Genomic DNA, 23297 nt, shown 5'->3' with positions numbered 1-23297 from the left:
TGGCGTACAGCCTGTTCCGGTTTCAGAAAGGAGCCATTCCGGTATGATTCAACTGATCTTGTCACGGTTTGCAACGTCGCTTCTCGTTATATTTGGAGCTTCGGTGCTGGTGTACTGCATCATGTATCTTCTGCCGGGTGATCCGGTGCTGTTAATGCTGGACCCGTCCTCGGCTACCCCGGAGATGATTGCTAATCTCCGGGCACAGCTTGGGCTGGATCAACCTTTTTATATCCAGTTTGCGAACTATTTTGGCGATATGCTGCGCGGGGATTTCGGTCAATCCATGGTTAACTCCGACCCGGTATTGCCCAAAATTCTGGAACATTTCCCGGCAACGCTGGCATTGACGGCACTCAGTTCGCTGATTGCCATCACCATCGGAATTACACTTGGCGTTCTGTCGGCCATTCACCGGAATGGTGTGATTGATGTTGTGGCTCGGCTCGTTGGATTGTTCGGCATCTCGATGCCAACGTTCTGGACCGGCATTCTGCTTATTCTGTTGTTTTCCGTACAGCTCGGCTGGTTCCCTGCGATGGGGTCGGACGGATTCAGTTCCTTGGTGCTTCCGGCAGCTACACTCGGACTTGTCGGTGCAGGATTTATTGTGCGCATGGTGCGTAACAGCATGCTTGAAGTGATCAATGAGCCGTTTATCGTTGCTTTACGGGCCAAAGGATTGTCTGAACGGGCCATCATGTATGGTCATGCACTGCGTAATGCCCTGATCCCCGCCGTAACGGTCATCGGTATGTTAATTGGGGATTTGCTGGCAGGAACCGTGGTGGTAGAGACGGTATTCTCCAGACAAGGAATTGGCCGTATTATTGCCGATGCGCTAATGGCTAAGGATCTGCCGGTGGTGCAGGGCGTTGTATTTTTTACATCGATCATCTATGTCGTGTTGAATTTGCTGGTAGACATCTCGTATTCGTACATTGATCCTCGAGTTCGGCGGGCGGTCCGTACATGATCCAGATCAGGAACACCGCATCAGGAATTTGCAAAATGTGAAGAGGCAGGAGAAGGAGGCGTTAATTTTTATGAGCATGAAACCTTTGACGGGACACAAAAAGACATGGGCAGGAAATGTCAGAAGTACCGGAAGTACCGAAATTGTCGGGAAAGCTCGCCTGTGGAGATGGAACCGCCTGCCTTGGCAGCGCCGTGTTTCATCCGCAGTATCGCAATTGTTTTTGTATACCGCCCTGCTCATCGTCATCTTCACTGTGGCCTGTGCCATCGTACCAGGCTGGATTGCGCCTTATGATCCAACACAGATGATGACGGATGCCATTCTGCAGTCTCCTTCTGCTTCTCACCTGTTCGGTACAGACTATTTCGGCCGAGATATCTTCAGTGTAGTTGTGCATGGTAGCCGGGATTCCTTGCTGATCGGTTTTGCTTCCGTGCTTGTTGGTGGTCTCGTCGGCAGTGCTCTTGGCATCCTTGCGGGATATGCGGGAGGACTGGTTGATACGGTAACGATGCGGGCGGTGGATATTCTTATGGCCGTACCAGGCGTATTGCTCGCCTTATCTGTTGCTGCGGCGCTTGGGCCAGGACTGCTAAATATTGCACTGGCTGTTGCAGTAGCCTCGATACCAGGTTATGCAAGGGTGATGCGCGGTCAGGTGATGTCTGTCAAAAATCTGCCTTTCATTACAGCCACGCGTTCCCTGGGTGGTTCCAATGCCCGCATTTTCTGGAAACATGTCCTGCCACATTCCTTGTCTCCGCTACTCGTAATGGCAACGCTGGGTGTAGGTACATCCATCCTGACTGGGTCTGGACTCAGTTTCCTTGGGCTCGGAGTACTGAAAGAAATTCCGGATTGGGGTGCGTTGCTGTCCCAAGGGAGAGGTTATTTGACGGTAGCCTGGTGGATTTGCACATTCCCGGGTCTGGCTATTACATTGTTTGTTCTGGCTGTGAATCTGATAGGGGACGATATTCGCGACAGGCTTGATCCCAAAGTAAAAGGAGCGGCTTGACCGCTATTCCAAGGAGGAAAATAATATGTCACATGTTGTCATTATCGCCGGAACCCCGTCCAAGCGTTCACGATTGACAGGACTTACGGATTATAGCAACCATACGTTAAGCAAAGCTGGTATTTCCGTTGAAGTGATTCAGGTGACCGATTTGCCGGCTGAAGATCTGGTACAGGCAAAGTTCGACAGCCAGGCCATTCAGGATGCACTTGCCATTGTGGATGGAGCGGATGCCGTTATTGTGGCTACTCCGGTATATAAGGCAGCTTATTCGGGCGTGCTCAAGCTGTTTCTCGACCTGATTCCACAAGAAGGACTCCGGGATAAGGTGAGTCTGCCTCTCGTCATTGGCGGTTCGATTGCACATTTGCTCGCCATTGATTATGCTTTGAAACCTGTGCTTACCGCGCTCGGCGGACGACATATCCTTGGCGGTGTATACGCAGTGGATCAGGGGATTGAACGCAATGAGGATGGAACATTTACACTTGCAGCAGATATTACCGCACGTTTAGATCGGTCTCTGGAAGAATTACGATTGACACTGGAAAAGGATGGGATTACGATATTATAAAACCAAGTTTTTATATAGGAAAAATAAGTAGATGCGGAGGCGCCCATGAATATAGAGAACATTGAAGCGTTTGTATATATCAATCACTACGGAAGCTTCAATAAGGCGGCTGAAGTACTCTTCTTGTCCCAGCCTTCGGTTACGGCACGTATTCAATCATTGGAAAGGGAGCTGGGATGCAAGCTGTTTGACCGACTAGGCAAGCAGATCGTGCTGACGGATGAAGGGCGCAAATTTTTACCGTATGCGCAGCAGGTGTTACAAGTGATCCAGAAGGGAAAACAGAAAATTCAGCAGCGGAGAACGACACCTGAGGCACTGCGCCTCGGAAGCACAGTATCGGTGTCCAATTATGTCATCCCCGATTTTCTGCCCCGAATCAAAGAGTCGTACCCCGAAGTCAACATTAAACTGACAACAGCAACAACGGATCAACTGATTGCCAAACTGCTCGGTCAGGAGATCGATTTGGCATTTGTACGCAAGGTCATGCACCCTGCGATCCGTACCGTTGCTTTTTACGAAGATCCGATACAGCTATACGTGTACAGAGGGCATCCTTTCATTGAAAGCGGACATGTCAGCATGGAGGCGATCCGGAATGAACAGCTGGTCTTTTTTGAATGTGGCTCACTGGACTGGCTTCGCATTCACCGGGCCTTCGACTCCCTGGAGTACCCGCCGGATATTACATATCATGTCGATAATTCGGAAACAGCGAAAAAACTCGTCATGCAAGGTGCGGGCATCGCTTTTCTCCCGGGGTTAACGGTGAAGAAAGAGGTACAGCGTCAGGAACTGTTCCCGATTCAAGTCCATGAGGTGGCAGGGGTGTCGCTACAGATCAGCGTGGTGACTTTAAAAGAAGAATATTCGCCATTTGCAGAGCCTTTTGGGGAACTGCTGCGGCAATTATAGATGGAAATGACAAGGCGAATCAGAGTATATCGTTATCATTGGACAAATGAAGTTTGAAAGGAGGGCACAGGATGAAAAGTGATCTGGAGCAGACGAGAGGACAGCTTGTGCAGCCTGAGGAAGAGCAACAACAAGTGGAGCAGAACGAGCAAGAGCAGGAAGCAGCGTGGACTTTAGATCCCCCATATGTGTCGCCACAGGTACAGGATGCGGAGCAAGAGCAGGAGTTCGCGGCACATCTGACCGCAATTCGGAGGCATCTTCATCGCAACCCGGAGCTTTCTGGTGAGGAAAAGGAAACAACAGCAGCCATTCGCAGCTGGCTGGAGGAGGAAGGTGTTCGCCTTGCCGATGAGTATAAACTGCGAACAGGGCTTGTTGCTGAGGTAGGGCAGGGAAGTGGCCCTGTCGTAGCGCTGCGAGCGGACATTGATGCCTTGCCTATTCAGGAGGAAACCAAGCTGGAGTTTGCTTCGCAGATTGCGGACCGAATGCATGCATGCGGGCACGATGCGCACACCGCTATTTTGATTGGAGCTGCACGGTTGCTGAAACAGCGTGAATCCAGTTTGCCCGGTAAAATTCGATTGATTTTTCAACCGTCAGAAGAAAAGGCAACAGGTGCTCGCCAAGTCATCCAAAGCGGAGCACTTGCCGATGTTCAGGCTATATATGGTTTACACAATAAACCGGATCTGCGAGTAGGCACAGTGGGTATTCGCGAAGGTGCATTGATGGCAGCAGCGGATGGATTTGTCGTTAAAGTGCAAGGGGTGGGCACCCATGCGGCTGTACCTGAGGCAGGCATCGATCCGATTGTAGTTGCTGCACATATCGTTACCGCATTGCAAGCCATTGTCAGCCGGAATGTAGGTGCTCAGGAGAGTGCTGTACTCAGCGTTACGAAAATAAACAGCGGTACAGCCTGGAACGTTATTCCGGAGGAAGCGATACTTGACGGCACAGTGCGCACATTTGACGAGAAGGTGCGCGCCCGTATCCGGGAACGTTTCAATCAGGTCGTAGCTGGTGTGGCTGCAGCCTACGGCACAACGGCGACGGTACGCTGGATTCAGGGGCCACCTGCTGTGGTCAATGATGCATCGCTGGCATTGGACGCAGAACAAGTCGTGAGTGAACTTGGGTTGAATCGTGTCAGACCACTGCCTTCGCCGGCAGGAGAGGATTTTTCCTTTTATCAAAAAGAAGTGCCGGGCCTGTTCCTCTTTCTCGGGACATCGGGCCCGCACGAGTGGCATCATCCGGGCTTTGATGTAGATGAGCAGGCTTTGCCAATTGGTGCACATCTGCTGGCAGAGCTGGCTGAACAGGCTTTGAAACGTCTGCAAGCCTAAATGGCAGTGATGTTGAAAAAAGTTGGACGTTTAATTTTGAATTCAAAATATATTCCTATTCTCGATCTGTAACATTTGTTTCAGAGCTGGCGCTAGTCGTCAGCTCTGTTTTGTTTTATGTTCAAAAAATCGGGCAATCCGCAGAAACTTTTCGGTTATTCTGACACCGGAGTGTACGCATAAAATCCGGTTGTACAACAGGTATAGATGGAAATATTTGTTGACGACCCCCAATGAGTGTGCTATATTTTTCTCGTCCTTTAATCGTAATTATTACTATTAATGTCGAAATATGCAACGGAGAACTTCAATTCGAATCCAAAGAACAGGAGCCGCCGCCGCGATGAAACAAGAGATTGATTTTATCAAATGTAGTCCGACACAGAACATGACCCTTCTGGTGAGAACGGATCACGCATCCGAACATTACAGTGATATCGCTTCCAGCCTGATGTCTTATGATCATGTTCACGCTGAACAAGTCGGGTTCATCAAGCAGACGCGAAGACCAGAAGCCGTTGCCCGCCTGGAGATGGCAGGAGGAGAGTTTTGTGGCAATGCTTGTATGGCGCTGGCAGCTCATATTGCAGCAGAAGCAGGGCTGGAGAAGCAAGCGTCCATGAATATCAAGCTGGATGTTTCAGGCACAGAGCGCTTGATCAGCTGTCAGGTGAAGCGGCGAGAGCATCGGTATGATTGCCGGGTTACGATGCCTGTTCCCGATCAGATCGAGCGGCGGAAGATTACGTTTGAAGGTATGGAGCTGGAGATAATCATTGTCCGGTATGCCGAATTCATTCACATCGTGATTGAAGTGCAACACGTTGATGACCTGATGAAGCGAAAGGCAGAACACCTTGCACGGTTACTTGGACTCACGATGGGAGACAAAATGATCGGTGTGTTGTTATATCACCCTGCTACGCAAGAGATGGCGCCCCTCATTTATGTCCCGCAGCTGGATAGTCTGATCTGGGAGAGAGGGTGCGGATCAGGTACGGCCTCTGTAGGCGCTTATCAGGCCTGGCTTAGACAGAGCAAAGTCACCCAGTTGGTCAAGCAACCTGGAGGTGCAATTAAGGTGACCGCTCAGTGGGGGAGCCAAGGGGTGAAGGCCATAACGATTGAGGGAACTGTTGGCATTGTTGCCTATGGCACGGCTTTTATTGATACCTTACAGGAGCAGAGCAGGAGCGTTGTAGAGGTCTGAGCAGGTACCTGAGACTGAGATGTATGATGGTTGACCATGACAAGGTGTAGGAGGAGAGGGAATGATCACGTTGATCCACTTGGAAACGAGATTACGTGTTTTTGCCGAACAATTTGGCAAGCTTGCGGTCAGATATGATCAGACGCTTGAGCACAGCGCGGAACTGGAAGTGGTGATTAACGAGTATTCACGGTTTGTGACCGACCCTGATCACAAGATCGCTTGGGGGATGTTGAGGCAAGCAGAACTGGAGGAGCTTGATCCGTTAGTTCAAGCGCTAAGACAAAAGTCCGCTCAGTGTGTCGCGATTATGGAGAAATATCGGGCATTGAAGCTGCAGGATGGAGAAGTGCAGATTGCGGATTATTTTAAAAATATCGAAGAGTGCATCGACAAAGAGTTTGGCAGCTTTCAGGTGACACCTGAATCCAAAGTGCTGCTGGTGGGTTCCGGTTCATTTCCGATGACCCCTTTACTGATCGCTAAACGTACCGGAGCCGAGGTCGTTGGCATTGATATTGACGCAGAGGCGATTACGCTGGGGAGAAAAGTTATAGAGAAGCTTGGTGCTGGCTTGAACATTCGTTTAGGGCAGCAACTGCTGGAGGATCTGGCGTATACCCGACAGGCGACACATATTATTTTCAGCTCCACGGTGGCTAACAAGTATGACTTGCTCGACCAATTATATGCATTGACCAATGAACAAGTCGTTGTAGCTATGCGGTACGGCAATGAGTTGAAATCACTGTTTAATTATCCTATGAAAGAGACGGACGGTAGTAAATGGAGGCTCGCAGACAACATTTTGCGCCCGCATGATGTGTTCGATATCGCGTTGTACCAGAAGGCGTAAGAAGTCGAGTGAAGTGTAATCTGGTCTATGATTTTTTACAGGGAGGTATATATGAGCGGCGTTGAAAGAGTTCTGTTATGCGGCACGGGTCCTGTGTCCATTCAGCTTGCGGTAAGCTTGAAAATACATCTGGGCTGTCACGTGGGTATGGCGGGTAGGGAATCGGTGCGGTCAGCATCGTTCTTTGCATCACTGGAACAGAGCAAGCAACACATTCAGGTGACGATTCAAAATGAGAAGCATCGACCCTTGGCCGGGGGATGTACAGTGGATCAGGTGTTTAAGGGATACAACACCCTTGAAGGGGAGTGGGATACGCTGATATTGGCAGTCACCACCGATGCTTATATCGATGTACTCCAAGAAATCAATGATGAATTCGTTAAACAACTGAAATTCGTTATTTTGGTTTCTCCAACCTTCGGTTCCAGTCTTCTGGTGAGCCAGTATTTGCTTGAGCGGAATGTATCCCCGGAAATTATTAGCTTCTCCACCTATCTGGGCGATACCCGCTGGTTGTATGAACAACCGTCCAATGAAGTGATCACCACGGGAGTCAAAAGGAAGGTTTACATCGGCTCCACGGTTCCCTCTTCAACCTATGTACGGCAATTAAGCGAGTTATTCGAGCGGTTGCATATTTCACTCGCCGTCATGTCTTCCCCACTGGAAGCCGAAACAAGAAATATTTCGCTGTACGTTCATCCACCGCTTTTTATGAATGATTTTTCGCTAGAAGTGATTTTTGGTGAGCAACGTGTTCAAAAGTATGTTTACAAGCTTTATCCCGAAGGGCCGATTACACCCGCGCTCATTTGTAGTATGCGGTCACAGTGGCAGGAGATCGAGCAGATTACAGACAGACTTCATATTCAGGGAGTGAACCTGCTGCAGTTTATGACGGATGACAATTATCCGGTGCGATTAGAGAGTTTATCACGTCAGGATATCGAGCAATTTGATCGATTAGAGGCCATCCATCAGGAGTTTTTATTATACATACGGTACGCCTCATTATTGATTGATCCGTTCTCGGAACCGGATGCTAACGGCACATATTTTGACTTCTCCGCTGTTCCGTTCCGCCGAATATTTATAAACCGCGAGGGTGAACTCGACGTTCCGAGAATGCCCAAGGAAGACTATTACCGCATCAAAATGATTCAGGGCATCGCGAGACATGTGAATGTCGCCTGTCCAACGATAGATCATTTCATTGCCACATATGAAGCAAAGCTTCAGGAAGTGACGCGTACACATCCAGATCAGCGCCTGTCGACCGCGTTCGTGATCCAGTCGTTTGGGCAGGATGTTCGCATGATCTGTAACGGACTTACGGGCGGTAAGGTCTAGTTATATCTGAAGAAGCAGAGTTAAAAGTTTTCTGAAAGAAAGCCGTATTGCGAGATGGTACTGCAATCGAAGTGGCATGGAGTAACAAGCAATGATCTGCTTGAATCTTATTTGTTTATCAGGGGGAACTATGATGAGAAAAAGGCGTACTTTTACACGCATTATAACACTGGTTGCTGTCATTGCGATGATATCGGGCTGTGCTCAGCGTGCCACAAAGGAAAATACCGAAGCGGCATCATCAGTCGGTAGGATCAATAATGAAATTATCTATGCTTCCGCGAAAGATATCAACGATATGAATCCACATCTATACACAGGCTCCATGCCTGCGCAAGGCATGGTGTACGAATCTCTGGTCGAGAACACGGCTGAGGGAATCAAACCCTTGCTGGCCGAATCATGGGACATCTCCAAGGACGGCAAAACGTATACCTTTCATCTGCGCAAAGGGGTGAAGTTCCATGACGGCGAGCCATTTAACGCCGAAGCAGTCAAACAGAATATCGAAGCGGTTCAGGCCAATGCCGAGAAACATGCCTGGATCAAGCTGTCCACGAAGCTGAAGGATGTCAAAGTGAAGGACGAATATACCGTGGAGTTGGTTCTGTCAGATGCCTATTACCCGACGCTGGTAGAGTTGTCCATGACCAGGCCGTATGTCTTCATCTCACCAAAGGATTTCAAAAATGGTGGAACCAAGGACGGGGTGAACGGTTTCCATGGGACTGGGCCGTACAAGTTGACGGGGCACAAGGTCGAAGAAAATGCCACCTTTGAAGCCAATACGGAATACTGGGGCGGTATGCCTGCCATTCAGAAAATCACGGCCAAAGTGCTTCCGGCCGGAGAAACGACCTATTTGGCACTGCAAAAAGGGGAGATCAACTTTGTCTTCACGGATGACCGCGGGGCAGACAGCATTGACGTAGAAGCGATGGATCAGCTGGCTGCATCCGGCGAGTATCAGGTGGTGCGAAGTGATGCGATGAACACGGCCATGATTGTGGCGAATAGCAGCAGGCAGAACAGCCCGGTTCACGAAAAGGCTGTGCGGGAAGCATTATGGATCGGTATCGATCGGGAGACGATCAGCAAGGATATTTTCAATGGCACGCAGACGGTAGCGAGTACGTTGTTTTCATCGAATGTGAACTACGCCAATGTCGATCTAAAGGTTCGAACGTATGATCCGGAAGCCGCCAAACGTCTGCTGGATCAGGCAGGCTGGACTTTGGCAGAGGGCAAGACGGTGCGTACAAAGAACGGCCAACCTTTAGCGATGAAACTGTATTATGACAGCAACTCGTCCTCTCAGAAAATGCAGGCGGAGTTCATCCAGTATGCGATGAAAGAGATCGGTTTGGAACTGGATCTGACAGGCGAGGAGTCCTCTTCCATTGCGAACCGAAGAGCGACCGGGGAATATGACCTGTTGTTCAACCAGACCTGGGGACTGGCGTATGACCCGCAGAGCACCATCGCCGCGTTTACATCGGATTCGGCGTACAAACATACAACAAGCGGCATTGCCGAAGCGGATGAACTGTATCGGAAAATCGATCAGGTGATGAGCTCGACCGACGATGACTCAGCAACCGCATCTCAACATGGAGAATCGAGAAAAGCACTTTATGCGGATATTTTAAACATCGTACATGATGAAGCGGTGTTCATCCCGCTTACAAACGGGCGTGTCACCATTGTTGCTCCGAAACGTCTGCAAGGCATTACCTTTAAACAGACACAGTATGAATTGCCGTTTGAAAAGATGAAATTCGAGTAGAGGGGGAGGGATATGGGAAGTTATATTGCCAAACGACTGCTGCTGACCATCCCTTTGCTGATCGTCATTTCGTTGATTACTTTTCTGTTGATCAATCTTTCCCCGCTCGACCCGGCAGTCGTTGTCCTGCAGGCTCAGGATGTACCGCAGATCACCGATGAACTGATCGCTCAAACGAATGAAGCGCTGGGTTTTAACCAGCCTTTCCTCGTTCGTTATATGGACTGGATGGCGGCCGTTGTACAGTTTGACTTCGGATATTCTTACGTGTCCGGTGAGTCGGTGTGGTCTTTAATCGGGCCGGCTTTACTGAATACGTTAAAGCTTACGCTGGTGTCATCCGTCTTCATCATCCTGTTATCCATATTACTTGGCGTACTATGTGCTTTGAAAGAAGGGAAGTTGCTTGATCAATCGGTCAGAGGCGTCTCCTTTTTTCTGACAGCGATGCCGTCTTATTGGCTTGCCGCCATCCTGATCTGGTACTTTTCAGTGAAACTAGACCTGCTGCCGACCAGCGGCATGGATTCTTATCGTAGTTACATTCTGCCTGTGCTGGTGATCACGGTCAGTTATACGGGCATTTATTTTCGGACGGTACGCAGTGCGATGCTAAGCAACATGAATGAGGATTATGTGTTATATGCGCGCGCGAGCGGCCTTAGCGAGCGGAAGGTCATGCTGCACATCCTGCGTAACTCCCTGCAAGTCGCGGTGTCCATCTTCTGCATGGCGATTCCGATTGTACTGGGCAGTACCGTTGTTATTGAAAATGTATTTGCGTGGCCGGGGCTTGGCCGGCTAAGTGTAAAGTCGATTCTGAGCCGGGATTTTCCGATCATTCAGGCCTATGTGCTTATTTTGGCAGTAACGTTTGTGGTGTTTAATATGCTTTCGGATATGATCAATGCTGCACTGAATCCTCGTTTAAGAAAGGAAATCTGATGCGACTATTCAAAAATCTGAGCCGTGACAAACTCGCCGTGACCTCTCTTGCCGTTATTGTCGTGACCCTTGTTCTGGGGATCTGTGCACCTCTCGTTGCACCTCATGACCCTGGAGCCGTTAACATGAAACTACGCTATGCTTCACCTTCCTGGCCTTATCTGTTAGGCAATGATCACCTTGGTCGATGTGTCTTATCCAGACTGATCTACGGTATCCGTCCGAGTGTGTTATGGGTGCTGGCGGCACTCGGTTTCTCGGTACTGATCGGTGCGGCGGCGGGATTTGCCGCAGGGTATTTCAAAGGTAAAGTGGATGCGTGGTTGATGCGGATCTGTGACATTATGCTGTCTTTTCCCGGGTATGTGATGACGCTGGCGGTGGTTGGCATTTTGGGGGCGGGACTGGAAAATATTCTGATCGCCTTTGTCTGCATGAAATGGGCCTGGTTTGCGCGTGTCATTCGTACTTCCGTGATGCAATTCTCGGACATGGATTATGTGAAATTCGCCAAAGCTTCCGGCATATCCAGTTGCACGATCATTACACGTCACATCATTCCGGTAACCTTTGCCGATATCGCGGTAATCTCCAGTGGCGCGATGTGTTCCATGATGTTGCAGGTGTCGGGGCTTTCCTTTCTGGGACTGGGCATTCAGGCACCCCATGCAGAGTGGGGAATGATGCTGAATGAGGCGAGAGAAGTCATGTTCTCCAGGCCGGAATTGATGCTTGCACCGGGGCTTGCGATCGTTGTGGTGGTATCGGCTTTTAACTTTTTATCAGATGCACTTCAGGTGGCACTGGACCCGAAATTAATGACCTCTCCAGGCAAGCGGGATAGATCTCGTGAAAGAGAGGTGAGAAAGGCGGCCTATGAATATAGTCGAGGTTGAGCATCTGAAAGTGTGGGATACGCATACCAATCAGGCCATTGTTCATGACAGTTCATTTACGGTGCGGCAAGGGAGCTGCATGGCGATTGTTGGGGAGAGCGGCAGCGGCAAATCAGTCACATGCAGAGCGTTGATGCGGCTGAATAAGCCTAATATGCGCCAATCGGGAAAGATGCTGTTTCAGGGCACAGATCTGAATCAGCTCTCCGAAAAGCAGATGCGGCGTCGAAGAGGCAAGCAGCTGTGTATGATTTTGCAGCAGGGCATGAGTGCATTTGATCCTTCCTGTGTGATCGGTGTTCATATCCGGGAGACGTTGCAGACGCATTACCATTGGAACACCCGTGAGCTGGAGCGGAGAATGCAGCAGGCGATGGAGAGTGTTATGCTCCGAAATCCGAAAGACATCCTGAACAAATATCCCCATCAGTTGTCTGGCGGCATGTTGCAACGAATTATGATTGCACTCGCACTTGTACTCGAACCGGATCTAATTATTGCGGATGAGCCAACCACGGCGCTGGATACGATCTCCCAGTACGAAGTGCTGGAGCAACTGATTCAGCTACGTGAACGTATGGGATGCTCCATGATTTTTATCTCCCATGATCTCGGCGTTGTGCGGAAGATTGCAGATGATGTGATGGTTATGAAAGACGGGAAAATTGTTGAGCAGGGCACCATGCAGTCTGTTTTGCAGGAGCCTACCCATGCCTATACCCGTTATCTCGTATCTACCCGGCTGGAACTGAGCAATCATTTCAAAGCATTGATGCAGGAGGGATCATAGATGCTAACGGTAGAGCAGGTTGAAAAATCATATGCACAAGGCGGATTATTCTCGAAGCATCGACAGCAGGTGTTGAAAAAGGTGACCTTGGAATGCCGGCATGGTGAATGCCTCGGCATTATTGGCGAGAGTGGCAGCGGCAAATCTACACTGGGTCGGTTGATGCTGGGACTGGAAAGCCCGGATCGCGGGGCCATCCGGCTGGAGGGAAAAGATGTGAAAGATCGGCGCGTGCGGATGGGCCGCATCAGCGCAGTTTTTCAAAACTATACCTCATCCATCAACCCGTTCCTTACGGTGCAGGATGCAATTATGGAGCCGATGAAGGCACTCCAAAAGTCAGCACAAGGACAACAGATTCATGCAAAAGTAGATATATTGCTTGCCCAAGTTGGACTGGACTCATCGTACCGACTCAAGTATCCACATGAGCTGTCGGGCGGGGAAGCACAACGAGTCTGCATCGCGAGAGCAGTGTCGACAGAGCCGCAGTATCTTGTACTGGACGAAGCCGTCAGCTCGCTGGATGTGTCGGTCCAGATTCAGGCTTTGCAATTGTTAAAATCGTTGATGAGCCTGTACAAGATGAGTTATGTCTTCATTACGCATGATATTCAGGCGGCAGCCTATATCTGCGACAGGTTTGTTTTTTTCAGAGAAGGCCAGATTGAAGAAACGGTTTCGGTTGATCAGTTAAAACATGTGCAGTCTGACTATGCTCAACAATTGTTGAGTCATCTCATTTCACTATAGCGTGGAGAAGTGGGGGAGCCACGTATGTAGCCCATGAAACCGTCTTGAGTGAAGGGACAAGGAAGTGTTCTCAGTGGAAACGGTTTGAATCGCCTACGTGTGTAAGTTGGGAGAGCATTATAAGTAAGGGGGAACAGTTGTTGTGAGTGGGGCAATGTCATGGCCTTTTTTGCGTTTGTACATTTTGGTGCTACTCTACTTCAGTGCCAATGCTATTCTGAATGTCATTATTCCATTGCAGGGGGCATTCCTCGGTGCGAGCAGTACGACGATCGGGCTGATTATGGGTGCGTATATGTTTACAACGATGTTTTTCAGACCGTGGGCAGGCAAAATGATTCAAAAACACGGGCCGATCAAAGTGTTACGAATTATTTTGATTATCAATGGGTTTGCGCTGATTCTCTACACGTTTACAGGACTTGGCGGTTATCTGCTTGCCCGTATTTTGCAAGGGGTATCGACGGCCTTTTTTTCCATGGCGCTACAGATGGGCATCATTGGTGCACTACCGGAGAAAGACCGTTCTCAGGGCATTTCTTATTATTCGCTGTTCAGTTACATTCCCGGCATTGTTGGCCCGGTGCTGGCTTTAGCCATTTGGCAGACCGGAGGCATGGATTATTTTACAGTGGTGCTGATCGGGATTGCAGTTTGTACCGGGATCTTCGGCTATACTGCCAAGATGGAACAAAATAAGGAGAGGACACAGACGGCTGCAGATGTATCCGGGCAGAACGTGAGTATGTGGGAGTCCTTCGGACAGCTGGTGAGAAATCCATTGTTGTTCCGTTGCAGTGTGCTGATGCTGAGTGCATCGGTGGTATTTGGCGCGGTCACTACATTTATTCCGCTGTATGCAAGTCAGGTTCCTGGCGGCAATGCTGGCGTATACTTGATGTTGCAGGCGGGTACAGTGGTGCTGGCTCGAATCGCACTCCGCAAACGCATTCCTTCGGACGGGAAGTGGCATTCACCGTTTATCATGACCACGATGCTGTTGCTGGCTGTTGCGGCACAGTGTGTGAGTTTTTCGGTTACGGGAGGCATGCCCTTATTTTATTTTGGTGCAGTTCTGATGGGAATCGCTCAAGCCATTTTGTATCCAACACTCACGACGTATCTGTCCTTTGTTTTGCCTCAGCTGAACCGCAATGTACTCATGGGTTTGTTTATTGCGACGGCTGATTTGGGCATTTCGCTCGGGGGTGTGGTCATGGGACCGATTGCTGATCTGTCGTCCTATTCATTTATGTACACGATCTGTGCTATTCTAGGAGCGGTAATGATCGTTTTTGCCTATGAACGGCGTAAAGCGACTACCAGAACCTCATGAGCTGACCGCCAGAGAACGTGGGTACGTGTTAGAGAAAGCAGGTATGATCTATTGAAAGATTCTAAAACGACAACATCCAGTGGAAAATTAAACCCGGTATCGTTTTCCTTTATCGGGTTTTACATACTGGCTTTTTTATTTTTTGCGGCGAATGCGGCGTTGACGATTATTTTGCCTTTGCGTAGTGAAGCCGCCGGGTTAAATCAGGCTGAAATTGGTCTGATGATGGGCAGTTACATGTTCACCTGTATGCTACTGCGGCCATTTGCCGCACAGATGCTGGGCAAGTATGGACCGCTCCGGGTTATGCGATGGCTGCTGATGTTACATGCCGGGACGTTGCTACTGTTTATCGTGTCCGGGGTGGAAACGTACCTGTGGCTACGGGCATTGCAGGGCGTGGCGACCGCATTTTTCTCAATGACGATGCAGGCAGGCATTGTAGAAAGACTGGAGGATAAGGATCGTGCGCAAGGCCTGGCGATGTACACCCTGTTTACGATGGTGCCTTCGCTAGTCATCCCGATTCTGGCGGTGCAAATCTGGCAAAACGCCAGTGAGCTGGCGTTCACGCTGTTGATGATTGGACTGGCGGCACTCCCCTTGTTGCTCGGATACAAGGTGGATTTACCACAGAGTACGGTGCAGAACAAAACGTATACGCTGGGGGATATGCTTCGCTCGTTCAGTGGCATCTGGCGCAGTACACCCCTGCTCGTCAGCAGTGTGGTGATGCTGTTTGCGTCCTGTGTATTTGGTGCGACAGCGACCTTTCTTCCGCTATATATGGTATCGACTGGTATGGCGAGCGCGGGTATCTTTTTGACGATTCAGGGTCTCGTGGTGATCCTGTGCCGATTCATTTTGCGCAAAAAAATACCGTCAGACGGCAGCTGGAATACGTGGCTTATGGCAGGTCTGATGTTATCTGCGGCACTGGGGACACAGCTGCTTAGCTTGATGGATACGCTGGGGCCATTTGTGTATATTTCTGCGGTGTTTAGCGGTTTTGCACTGGCTTTACTGTATCCAACACTGACCACGTATTTGTCCTTTGTATTGCCTGCGGATTCGAGGTATGTGCTTATGGGCATATTTATGTCCTCGTATGATCTCGGTTTTTCATTAGGCGGGCTGGCGATGGGCGTTGTGGTGCAGATCAGCTCTTATTCCTTGATGTTTACGGTTTGTACGATGCTCTCTGTTGCCGCACTCATTGTGGTGATGCTTTTCAGACAGCGGATGGAGGCCGGGAATAAGGCTAATACTGCGTCAGTGAATTGAGTTGGAGGGCAGAAGGAAAGACAGAGGTACGATGTAGATTTAGATAAAGGCATGGGAGAAGGAAGGCAGTGCAGGTCGCAAGCAATAGGGTTATACAAAAAGAGCTAGAGTTGAAGAGATACAGCAAAAGAGTTACAGATGAATAGTTATAAATAAAGAGTTACAGGTAAAGCTTATGCTTCTTCTGCGAAGCGCATCACGAATGCGAATGTGCAGGGGAATCATAAGCTTTTTTCCAATATTTTTGTGCATGAGTACGAAAAAAGATTTGACAACGGCGTCAGGCAGGATTATAGTCATTGTTGTTAATCGTAATTGTTACTATTAAATTCAGGGATCCACCGATCAAGGTGAACTGTACCTATAAGGAGTAGATCTATATGACACAAAAGCAAATACCGGTGACCGTGCTCAGCGGTTACCTTGGGTCAGGCAAAACGACGGTTCTGAATCATGTGTTGCACAATCGGCAAGGGCTGAAAGTCGCTGTAATCGTGAACGACATGAGTGAGGTCAACATGGATGCGGCGATGGTAAAAGGAGAGGCAACGCTCTCTCGTACCGAGGAGAAACTGGTGGAGATGTCCAACGGTTGCATCTGCTGCACTCTTCGTGATGATCTAATGCAGGAGATCGAAAAGCTGGTAAACGAAGGCAAGTATGACTACATCCTGATTGAGTCGACAGGCATCAGCGAACCTGTTCCGGTGGCGCAGACATTTACATATGCCGATGAAGAAACAGGCATCGATCTGACACGTCTGGCGAAGCTGGATTGTCTCGTCACTGTCGTTGATGCCAACCGTTTCTGGCATGATTATGCCTCTGGGCAGAGCTTGCTGGATCGGAATCAGGCAACCGGGGAAGACGATACCCGTGACGTAGTGGATTTGCTCATTGATCAGATCGAAACCTGTGATGTGTTGCTGCTGAACAAATGTGATCTCGTGGAAGAAACGGAACTTCACAAACTGGAAGGCATTATCCGCAAGTTGCAGCCGAATGCCAAAATCATTCGTACGGTGAACGGACAGGTGAACCCGGTGGAGATTTTGAATACGGGACGGTTTGATTTTGAGAAAGTGAGCATGTCGGCTGGCTGGATTCAGGAGTTGGAAAAAGAGTCCCACACGCCAGAGACCGAAGAATACGGTATCGGATCATTTGTGTACCGCCGCAGGAAGCCGTTCCATCCTTCCCGTCTGGCTGAATTCATGAGCTACTGGCCGGAAGAAGTCGTACGTGCCAAAGGGCTGGTATGGCTTGCCGCTGAAGGAGATGTGGCTGCCAGTCTGAGTCAGGCGGGGCCATCCATTCAGTTTGGGCCTGCCGGACATTGGGTTGCCGCACTGCCGGAAGCGGACAAGCAAGAAATTTTGCGGACAGAGCCGGATGTGGTTGCAAAATGGGATGCCGAGTGGGGCGATCGCCAAACGGAACTGGTCATGATCGGCATTGATATGGAACGTTCCATCATTGAAGATGAACTGGATCAATGTCTGCTCAGCGATGAAGAGATGCTGGCGGATTGGGGACATTTTGAAAATCCGTTACCGTGGCCTGTCGAGGCTGTGTGAATTAATCAAATACTATACAAAACTTAAGAGGATAAGGAGCTGTTGAAGATGGCTAAAAAATCAAAGGTCGTGCGTGAGAAACAACGTCAGGCAATCGTAGCGAAATATGCGGATCTACGCCGGGAACTGAAGAAAAAAGGTGATTATGAGGCGCTGCAAAAGTTGCCCCGTAACGCATCACCAACGCGATTAAAAAGTCGTTGCGAGATCACTGGTCGTCCGCGTGGATATCTGCGCAAATTCAAAGTTTCCCGGATCAAATTCCGTGAACTGGCTCATCAAGGTCAGATTCCGGGTGTTACCAAGTCCAGCTGGTAAGCATGGTAAGCAGAGTACTCGATAAGGAGGTCTCTCCCATGTTGGATATGTTTACGAAGCGGCGCATTGTATCCTTGATGAACGGTTATGTCGATGAGAAAGTACCAGCAGAGCTGCGGACGATGGTGAAGTTAACCTACGAGATGAAGGATAATGAGTTGATTCTCAATGAAGAACGTCCTGCTGGACAGCGACATCAGTGGGAGCGAATGCCGATCGCTCGCTTTTACTGGGAGGGAAACCGGTGGAAGGTGTACGCTAGCGATGATCAGCACAGCTGGAGTCCGGCGGACATTGTTGTGCCATGTTTCGATTTCGAGGATGCGTTGGAGCAAGTGGAGCGAGATGACTCCGGGGTGTTTTGGCGTGAACGTGATTAAACAAAAATAACTGGAGAAGCGCGCATTGGCTATACGGGGATCGGAATCGTGAACAACGATTGGGGTCCTCTTTTTGTTTTATGGTTGAAGATTGCACATACGGAGATGGAACACCATAATGTTAGACACTGGATACGGCGGAAAGAAGGAAGAGAAGGAAGAGAAGTGTGAGAGTAGGTGGAATAGCTGGGTGGTGCGAATAAGTGGAGTATGTAAATGAAATTGCTGCAGTGGGCCTGTCTCGTACCCCTGAAATTCTTCTAGTCCAAAATTCTAACGGTCCTCAGGAACGCTATTCGAACAAAAAAAGCGGGTTTGAAATTCTAACGATCCGTAGAAGCGTTATTTTGCTAGAAATAGCGATTTTTGTGGGGAAATCGGTGATTTTCAGCCGAATAAGCTCTGTGGTGATCGTTAGAATTTTCAAAATGCGAAATGTGGCTAAATAAGCTCTCTGGTGATCGTTAGCGTGAGGAGTGCAGGTGGAGAAGCAGTCATTTGTTGAAGAGAAGACATTGAACGTACTAGAGTACACGGGTTTCCTGCCACCGTAGACCGTACAACCATACAACCATGCTACTATCTACACACTGCCATCCTTCCCCCTCTATCCCCGTTCACAACTCCTCCTTCATTCGTACACACTCCAAGCTACTCACCTCTCCCACAGCTATGCCTCGAATAACACTTCGCCCGTACGTGATACGTCATATCCTTCAAATGCTCGCAGCTCTTGTCTGAACTCTGGAGATCGGAGGATGTGCAGAACGGATTCAATCCAGGCCACGTTCCCCTGTTTTCTCAGCATGACCAAGTCGTAGCGCTCCTGCACGAGAGGAATGAAATCGACTTGCCCGACAAGGCGAGCGGCCTTCTCTATGCCGACACCTACATCGGCTTCACCGGAGCTGACTTTGGCTGCGACACCCATATGACTTGTTTCCTCCACATCATACCCGAGTAGTCCGGCAGCAGAAATCCCGTGTAGCCGTAACTGCTCGTCCAGCAACACTCTGGCGCCAGAACCTTTTTCCCGATTCGCGAGGCGCAGGTTGGATTGGTTTAGATCGGTCCAGTCGTTCAATTGACGGGGATTACCGCGTGGAACATATAGACCGGCAGGGCGAGACAGCAGATTTACAACGACATAGGACCAGCCTGTTAAAATTTTGCGGATATAGGGAAGATTATACTCCCCCGTGTCTCCGTCCAGCAGATGAGTGCTGACCAGGTCGGACTCCCCCCGATACATCGAGATTAGTCCATCCAGACTACCCATGAAGGAGCGAAGAGGACGAATGTCTCGGGATTGCTTCTCCATATGACGCATCAGAATATCCAGACTGACATCCTGACCCGTAATCACCAGATGTCGGGCCGAACCCGCAATGTTCTGACCGTACCCGGTTAGACCGCTTGCGAATGAAATTGAAGCCGTTTGAGAAGGGGACGCTATCCTATGATTAGATGTCATCGCATGCTGAGACTCGCTTTGGTCCGTGACTGTGGATAAGCCAGCAACTGGGCTATGCTTCTGGACAGCCTCGGTCGATAGTTGCTCGGTTGTTGTCGTTCCAGGCAATACATTTGGCCTCGCCTGTGCCGGGGACTGGAGTTGCTTAGAACGGCGTTTGTAAGCATCCAGATCGGCAGCATCGATGCGCATCTGTTTGCCCACTCGGTAGGCGACAAGGTCTCCCTTTTTGATCAAATCATAGACAGTTAGTTTGGATATTTTAAGCAGCTTGGCTATTTCTTCGGTTGTGTAGGATTGCTCCTCCGTCATTAGTGAAGAACCTCCCTCTATATTATAAAGGCGTTAAAATTTTATATTGAAACCCTATATGTGTGTCCACTCATAATCCAATTCTTATTTCCATCGATACAATGGCGTTTCTTGTACTATACCATTATTTGAAGACACGCATAAACCTTAGAACGCACAATAAAAAGCTGACATATTGTCTCGGATGTAGAATGTGATTAATGTCACCTTCCTATTTCGTATGTTCTGTGTATAATTAGTTATAATCAATTATATCTAGTTATAACTAAACATGATATTAAACATGAAATATGGGGGAGAACAAATGAACAAACGAATTACATATGTACTTGGAACTATGTCACTGGGGCTGGCGCTTGTACTGGCTGGTTGCGGAGCCAACACAGACACAAACAAGCAAGATGCGGATTCTTCCGCAACTCAACCAGCAGCTTCTGCACCAGCGGCATCTGGTGAAAAGACAACACCGGCAGCGACTGAGCCACAGGAAAAAGTCGAGCTGACGATATCCGCTGCAGCAAGTCTGACCGATGCAATGAAGGAGATCCAGACGAATTTCGAACAAGCCAATCCCAATGTCAGCCTGAGCTTTAACTTCGGAGCGTCCGGTGCATTACAGCAGCAGATTGAACAGGGAGCACCGACAGATATTTTTGTATCCGCGTCTGCGAAAAATATGAAAGCCTTGGTTGATGAGAACCTGATTGCCTCAAGCGACCAGAAGAACCTGCTTCAAAATTCATTGGTAGCTATCGTACCGGCGGATGGGACAAGCGCAGTAGCCAGTGAAAAGGATTTAACGAATGATGGCATCAAAACGGTAGCCATTGGCATTCCAGAGAGCGTACCTGCAGGTACTTATGCGAAGGAAGCTTTGACCAATGCGAAGCTTTGGGATCAGCTTGAGAAGAAGCTTGTTCAAGGCAAAGACGTAAGACAGGTTCTTCAATATGTAGAAACAGGTAATGCGGATGCAGGTTTTGTGTATAAAACCGATGCGCTGACTTCCAAGCAGGTAAAGATTGCGTTTGAAGTAGATAAAAACAGTTACACACCTGCCAATTATCCGCTAGGCATCATTGAAGGTACGAAACATCGCACGGAAGCTGAACAGTTCTATGCTTATCTGCAAACACCTGAAGTGCTGGATATCTTTGCGAAATACGGATTTTCGATTCCGAAATGAATATGAACGCGATCGATTGGTCCGTGTTCTGGCCCCCGGTGCGTCTGTCCCTTCAGGTGGCGCTGTTATCCAGCGTTATAGCGGTTGTGGTGGGGGTAGCTGTCGCTTGGAAAATGTCACGTACTACATTTCGCGGCAAAATTTTTCTGGAAACGATTCTGATGCTTCCGCTTGTGCTTCCTCCAACGGTGGTTGGATTCTTGCTACTGGTTATTTTGGGTCGCAGAAGTCTGCTTGGACGCTGGATCGAGGCGATCTTTTCGGCCCCTGTCATTTTTTCGTGGTGGGCTGCGGTCATTGCTTCTGTCGTTGTGGCCTTCCCACTGGTGTATCAGACGATGAAATCCGGTTTTAACGGGGTGGATCGAGACCTGGAGGATGCTGGACGGTCTATCGGAGCTAATGAATGGCAGGTCTTCCGCTACATTACGTTGCCACTGGCAGGTAGAGCGTTGATGACCGCTTTTATTTTGGGTTTTGCCCGTGCACTGGGGGAGTTTGGCGCAACATTGATGATTGCTGGCAATATCCCAGGCAAAACACAGACGGTGCCAACGGCCATTTATGTCGCTGTGGATTCAGGAAATCAGACGATGGCCTGGGCCTGGACGATATCGATTGTTATCATCTCTTTTCTCATGTTACTTATGACGAGACAGCAGCGCGATAGCAAAGCATCCTTTTAGTTTCAAATACAATGCAGGAAAGTCTATTAAAAATAATCAAATCAATAAATGACCTTTAAATAAGTAGTAATAACAAGTTGTAATAGGAAAAAAGACATAAAACCCGCTCAGAGAATTTACTCTTGGATTGCGGGTTTTTATTATGAATCTGATGACATATGTCCTCAAGGGGGATGAAAATGATCATCATGGAAAAGTAAAGCCCTTTTCAGCGAAAAAAAACAATTATTTTTCCAAAATTAAGTCCTTCGGGACTCGCTTTCTGGGGGCTTGTTCCTGTAAAATAGGAGGTAACTGATTCCAGCCAAGCATTGAAATAAGGAGAGACGACGATGAAGACTAAACCTGATTGCGACATATCGTTGCAAATCGATGATTATCTGGATCTTTTGCATTTTGCCATCCAAATTCAAGATCACGAATGGCGCCAGTCCCTTATCCAGCAACTCAAGATATTTCAAACGGCACCGGAGCAGCAACATACTCCTGAAGAAGAATTATGGATGAGATTCGATTATATCAACAGCAAACTAACAGGTCTGTGTCATCAGATCCACGCCGCTCATTCTGTAGATGAACGCAAGAAGTTTGAGGAACGTGTTGGTGTTTTGCAACTACAGCGAGTGGAAGTAGCACGTAAAATCAAATGGGCAAGTCGCAGATAGCAAGAAGCAAGAACATGGAGTACTACTTGGAAGTACAACGATGAATTACCCAATTCAAGAACAAAGCCATTCTCCTGTGCAGTCCAGGAGAGTGGCTTTTTTGCTTATGAGTAGAAGTTTGCCTCCAGCCACTTCCTTAGCCGTTACTTTCCTGAGGGCAGTTATGTGACTTGAGGGCAACCGTGAGCTAAGGAATTCATAGGATATGGGGTATATGCAATTTAACGATATAGGCGCAAGCTGGAGTAACTGACGCTCCCGGCCCGGCATATGCTGTAGCAGGCAAATGCTGATAGGCCGGTTTTTTTCTATGGGTGAAGCAGGCCTTAACCGAAAGGAGGAGCACCATGCAGAGCAAAATCGATGAAATTATTAACCATATCGCGCATTCCCACCAGCAGATTGCACGGGTATTGGACGCCAAACGTCAGGTTGCTGTGCGCATGTCGGAGATCATCCACCATTTGCCGGATAACGAGCCGGAACTGGATGGGGTTGAAGGTTTGCTGGACAGCTCGGGACAGATTAACAAAAGCATTATCTCCTACCTGGGAGGGCTTGCGGATCTGGAAGAAGCTGTGGCTGAGACGCTGACCCAGGTTATGCGGGAGATCGCGGTACAAGAGGAAGAATAGGCCCGGAAGGC

At 48.9% G+C, this 23297-nt stretch carries 23 protein-coding genes; 22 read left to right on the top strand and 1 reads right to left on the bottom strand.

Annotated features, from left to right (window positions below; translation table 11 throughout):
- The first annotated feature begins 43 nt into the window (after positions 1-43).
- From M3629_RS17775 to M3629_RS17690, 18 genes are all read left to right on the top strand, one after another.
- Entirely contained in the window at positions 44-976 is a 933-nt protein-coding gene (locus M3629_RS17775; protein ID WP_251508932.1) for an ABC transporter permease, read from the top strand.
- Positions 977-1046: 70 nt separating this feature from the next.
- Positions 1047-1997 carry an ABC transporter permease gene (locus M3629_RS17770; RefSeq protein ID WP_251508930.1) on the top strand — a complete coding sequence of 317 codons (951 nt, stop codon included), beginning with the start codon at positions 1047-1049 and terminating at the stop codon, positions 1995-1997.
- A 25-nt stretch (positions 1998-2022) separates the two neighbouring features.
- Complete coding sequence (gene ssuE / locus M3629_RS17765; protein WP_251508927.1) at positions 2023-2571, top strand: NADPH-dependent FMN reductase; 549 nt, start codon at positions 2023-2025, stop codon at positions 2569-2571.
- Between the two features lie 45 nt (positions 2572-2616).
- The gene (locus tag M3629_RS17760) at positions 2617-3489 is read left to right on the top strand and encodes a LysR family transcriptional regulator (RefSeq protein WP_123064643.1); all 873 of its coding nucleotides are present in this window, start codon (positions 2617-2619) and stop codon (positions 3487-3489) included.
- A 71-nt stretch (positions 3490-3560) separates the two neighbouring features.
- Positions 3561-4844: an amidohydrolase gene (locus tag M3629_RS17755; RefSeq protein WP_251508925.1), complete on the top strand. Its 1284-nt coding sequence runs from the start codon at positions 3561-3563 to the stop codon at positions 4842-4844.
- Between the two features lie 343 nt (positions 4845-5187).
- A complete protein-coding gene (locus M3629_RS17750) occupies positions 5188-6054 on the top strand; it encodes a diaminopimelate epimerase (RefSeq protein ID WP_251508923.1) in 867 nt (288 codons plus the stop codon).
- Between the two features lie 61 nt (positions 6055-6115).
- Positions 6116-6910 (top strand): methyltransferase domain-containing protein, encoded by a 795-nt coding sequence (locus M3629_RS17745; RefSeq protein ID WP_251508921.1) that lies wholly within the window; start codon positions 6116-6118, stop codon positions 6908-6910.
- A 51-nt stretch (positions 6911-6961) separates the two neighbouring features.
- Positions 6962-8263: an opine metallophore biosynthesis dehydrogenase gene (locus M3629_RS17740; protein ID WP_251508920.1), complete on the top strand. Its 1302-nt coding sequence runs from the start codon at positions 6962-6964 to the stop codon at positions 8261-8263.
- Between the two features lie 130 nt (positions 8264-8393).
- Positions 8394-10049: a staphylopine-dependent metal ABC transporter substrate-binding lipoprotein gene (gene cntA, locus M3629_RS17735; RefSeq protein WP_285888896.1), complete on the top strand. Its 1656-nt coding sequence runs from the start codon at positions 8394-8396 to the stop codon at positions 10047-10049.
- 12 nt (positions 10050-10061) lie between these two features.
- The gene (gene opp1B / locus M3629_RS17730) at positions 10062-10994 is read left to right on the top strand and encodes a nickel/cobalt ABC transporter permease (RefSeq protein ID WP_251508918.1); all 933 of its coding nucleotides are present in this window, start codon (positions 10062-10064) and stop codon (positions 10992-10994) included.
- A complete protein-coding gene (gene cntC, locus M3629_RS17725) occupies positions 10994-11890 on the top strand; it encodes a staphylopine uptake ABC transporter permease subunit CntC (protein WP_251508916.1) in 897 nt (298 codons plus the stop codon). Before opp1B ends, cntC begins: the two co-directional genes overlap by 1 nt.
- Positions 11871-12680, top strand: a complete 810-nt coding sequence (gene cntD / locus M3629_RS17720; RefSeq protein ID WP_251508914.1) for a staphylopine uptake ABC transporter ATP-binding protein CntD — start codon at positions 11871-11873, stop codon at positions 12678-12680. Before cntC ends, cntD begins: the two co-directional genes overlap by 20 nt.
- Positions 12681-13433 (top strand): ABC transporter ATP-binding protein, encoded by a 753-nt coding sequence (locus M3629_RS17715; protein WP_251508912.1) that lies wholly within the window; start codon positions 12681-12683, stop codon positions 13431-13433.
- A gap of 142 nt (positions 13434-13575) precedes the next feature.
- Complete coding sequence (gene cntE, locus M3629_RS17710; RefSeq protein ID WP_251508911.1) at positions 13576-14769, top strand: staphylopine family metallophore export MFS transporter CntE; 1194 nt, start codon at positions 13576-13578, stop codon at positions 14767-14769.
- 51 nt (positions 14770-14820) lie between these two features.
- Positions 14821-16053 (top strand): staphylopine family metallophore export MFS transporter CntE, encoded by a 1233-nt coding sequence (gene cntE, locus M3629_RS17705; RefSeq protein WP_251508909.1) that lies wholly within the window; start codon positions 14821-14823, stop codon positions 16051-16053.
- A 380-nt stretch (positions 16054-16433) separates the two neighbouring features.
- Entirely contained in the window at positions 16434-17630 is a 1197-nt protein-coding gene (locus M3629_RS17700; RefSeq protein ID WP_251508907.1) for a GTP-binding protein, read from the top strand.
- Between the two features lie 48 nt (positions 17631-17678).
- A complete protein-coding gene (rpsN, locus tag M3629_RS17695) occupies positions 17679-17948 on the top strand; it encodes a 30S ribosomal protein S14 (RefSeq protein WP_154985026.1) in 270 nt (89 codons plus the stop codon).
- Positions 17949-17986: 38 nt separating this feature from the next.
- Positions 17987-18328: a DUF3024 domain-containing protein gene (locus M3629_RS17690; RefSeq protein WP_251508906.1), complete on the top strand. Its 342-nt coding sequence runs from the start codon at positions 17987-17989 to the stop codon at positions 18326-18328.
- A 670-nt stretch (positions 18329-18998) separates the two neighbouring features.
- Here the strand turns inward: M3629_RS17690 and M3629_RS17685 are convergent.
- Complete coding sequence (locus tag M3629_RS17685) at positions 18999-20114, bottom strand: substrate-binding domain-containing protein (RefSeq protein ID WP_251508904.1); 1116 nt, start codon at positions 20112-20114, stop codon at positions 18999-19001.
- Between the two features lie 304 nt (positions 20115-20418).
- Between M3629_RS17685 and modA the strand changes: the two genes are divergently transcribed.
- The 4 genes from modA to M3629_RS17665 all read left to right on the top strand — a co-directional run bounded on the left by modA (position 20419) and on the right by M3629_RS17665 (position 23286).
- On the top strand, positions 20419-21300 hold the full coding sequence (gene modA / locus M3629_RS17680) for a molybdate ABC transporter substrate-binding protein (RefSeq protein ID WP_251508902.1): 882 nt from the start codon (positions 20419-20421) through the stop codon (positions 21298-21300).
- Positions 21297-21986, top strand: coding sequence for a molybdate ABC transporter permease subunit (gene modB, locus M3629_RS17675; RefSeq protein ID WP_186809759.1), 690 nt, complete (start codon positions 21297-21299; stop codon positions 21984-21986). The genes modA and modB overlap by 4 nt, the downstream gene beginning before the upstream one ends.
- A 332-nt stretch (positions 21987-22318) precedes the next feature.
- A complete protein-coding gene (locus M3629_RS17670) occupies positions 22319-22651 on the top strand; it encodes a hypothetical protein (protein ID WP_251508900.1) in 333 nt (110 codons plus the stop codon).
- A 347-nt stretch (positions 22652-22998) separates the two neighbouring features.
- Positions 22999-23286 carry a nucleoside-diphosphate sugar epimerase gene (locus M3629_RS17665; protein WP_090919291.1) on the top strand — a complete coding sequence of 96 codons (288 nt, stop codon included), beginning with the start codon at positions 22999-23001 and terminating at the stop codon, positions 23284-23286.
- Positions 23287-23297 lie beyond the last annotated feature (11 nt).

Origin of the sequence: Paenibacillus polysaccharolyticus (genome assembly GCF_023714295.1) — a bacterium.
In the GTDB taxonomy this organism is placed as follows: Bacteria; Bacillota; Bacilli; order Paenibacillales; family Paenibacillaceae; genus Paenibacillus; species Paenibacillus polysaccharolyticus_A.
This window is presented reverse-complemented; position numbering and strand designations above follow the sequence as displayed.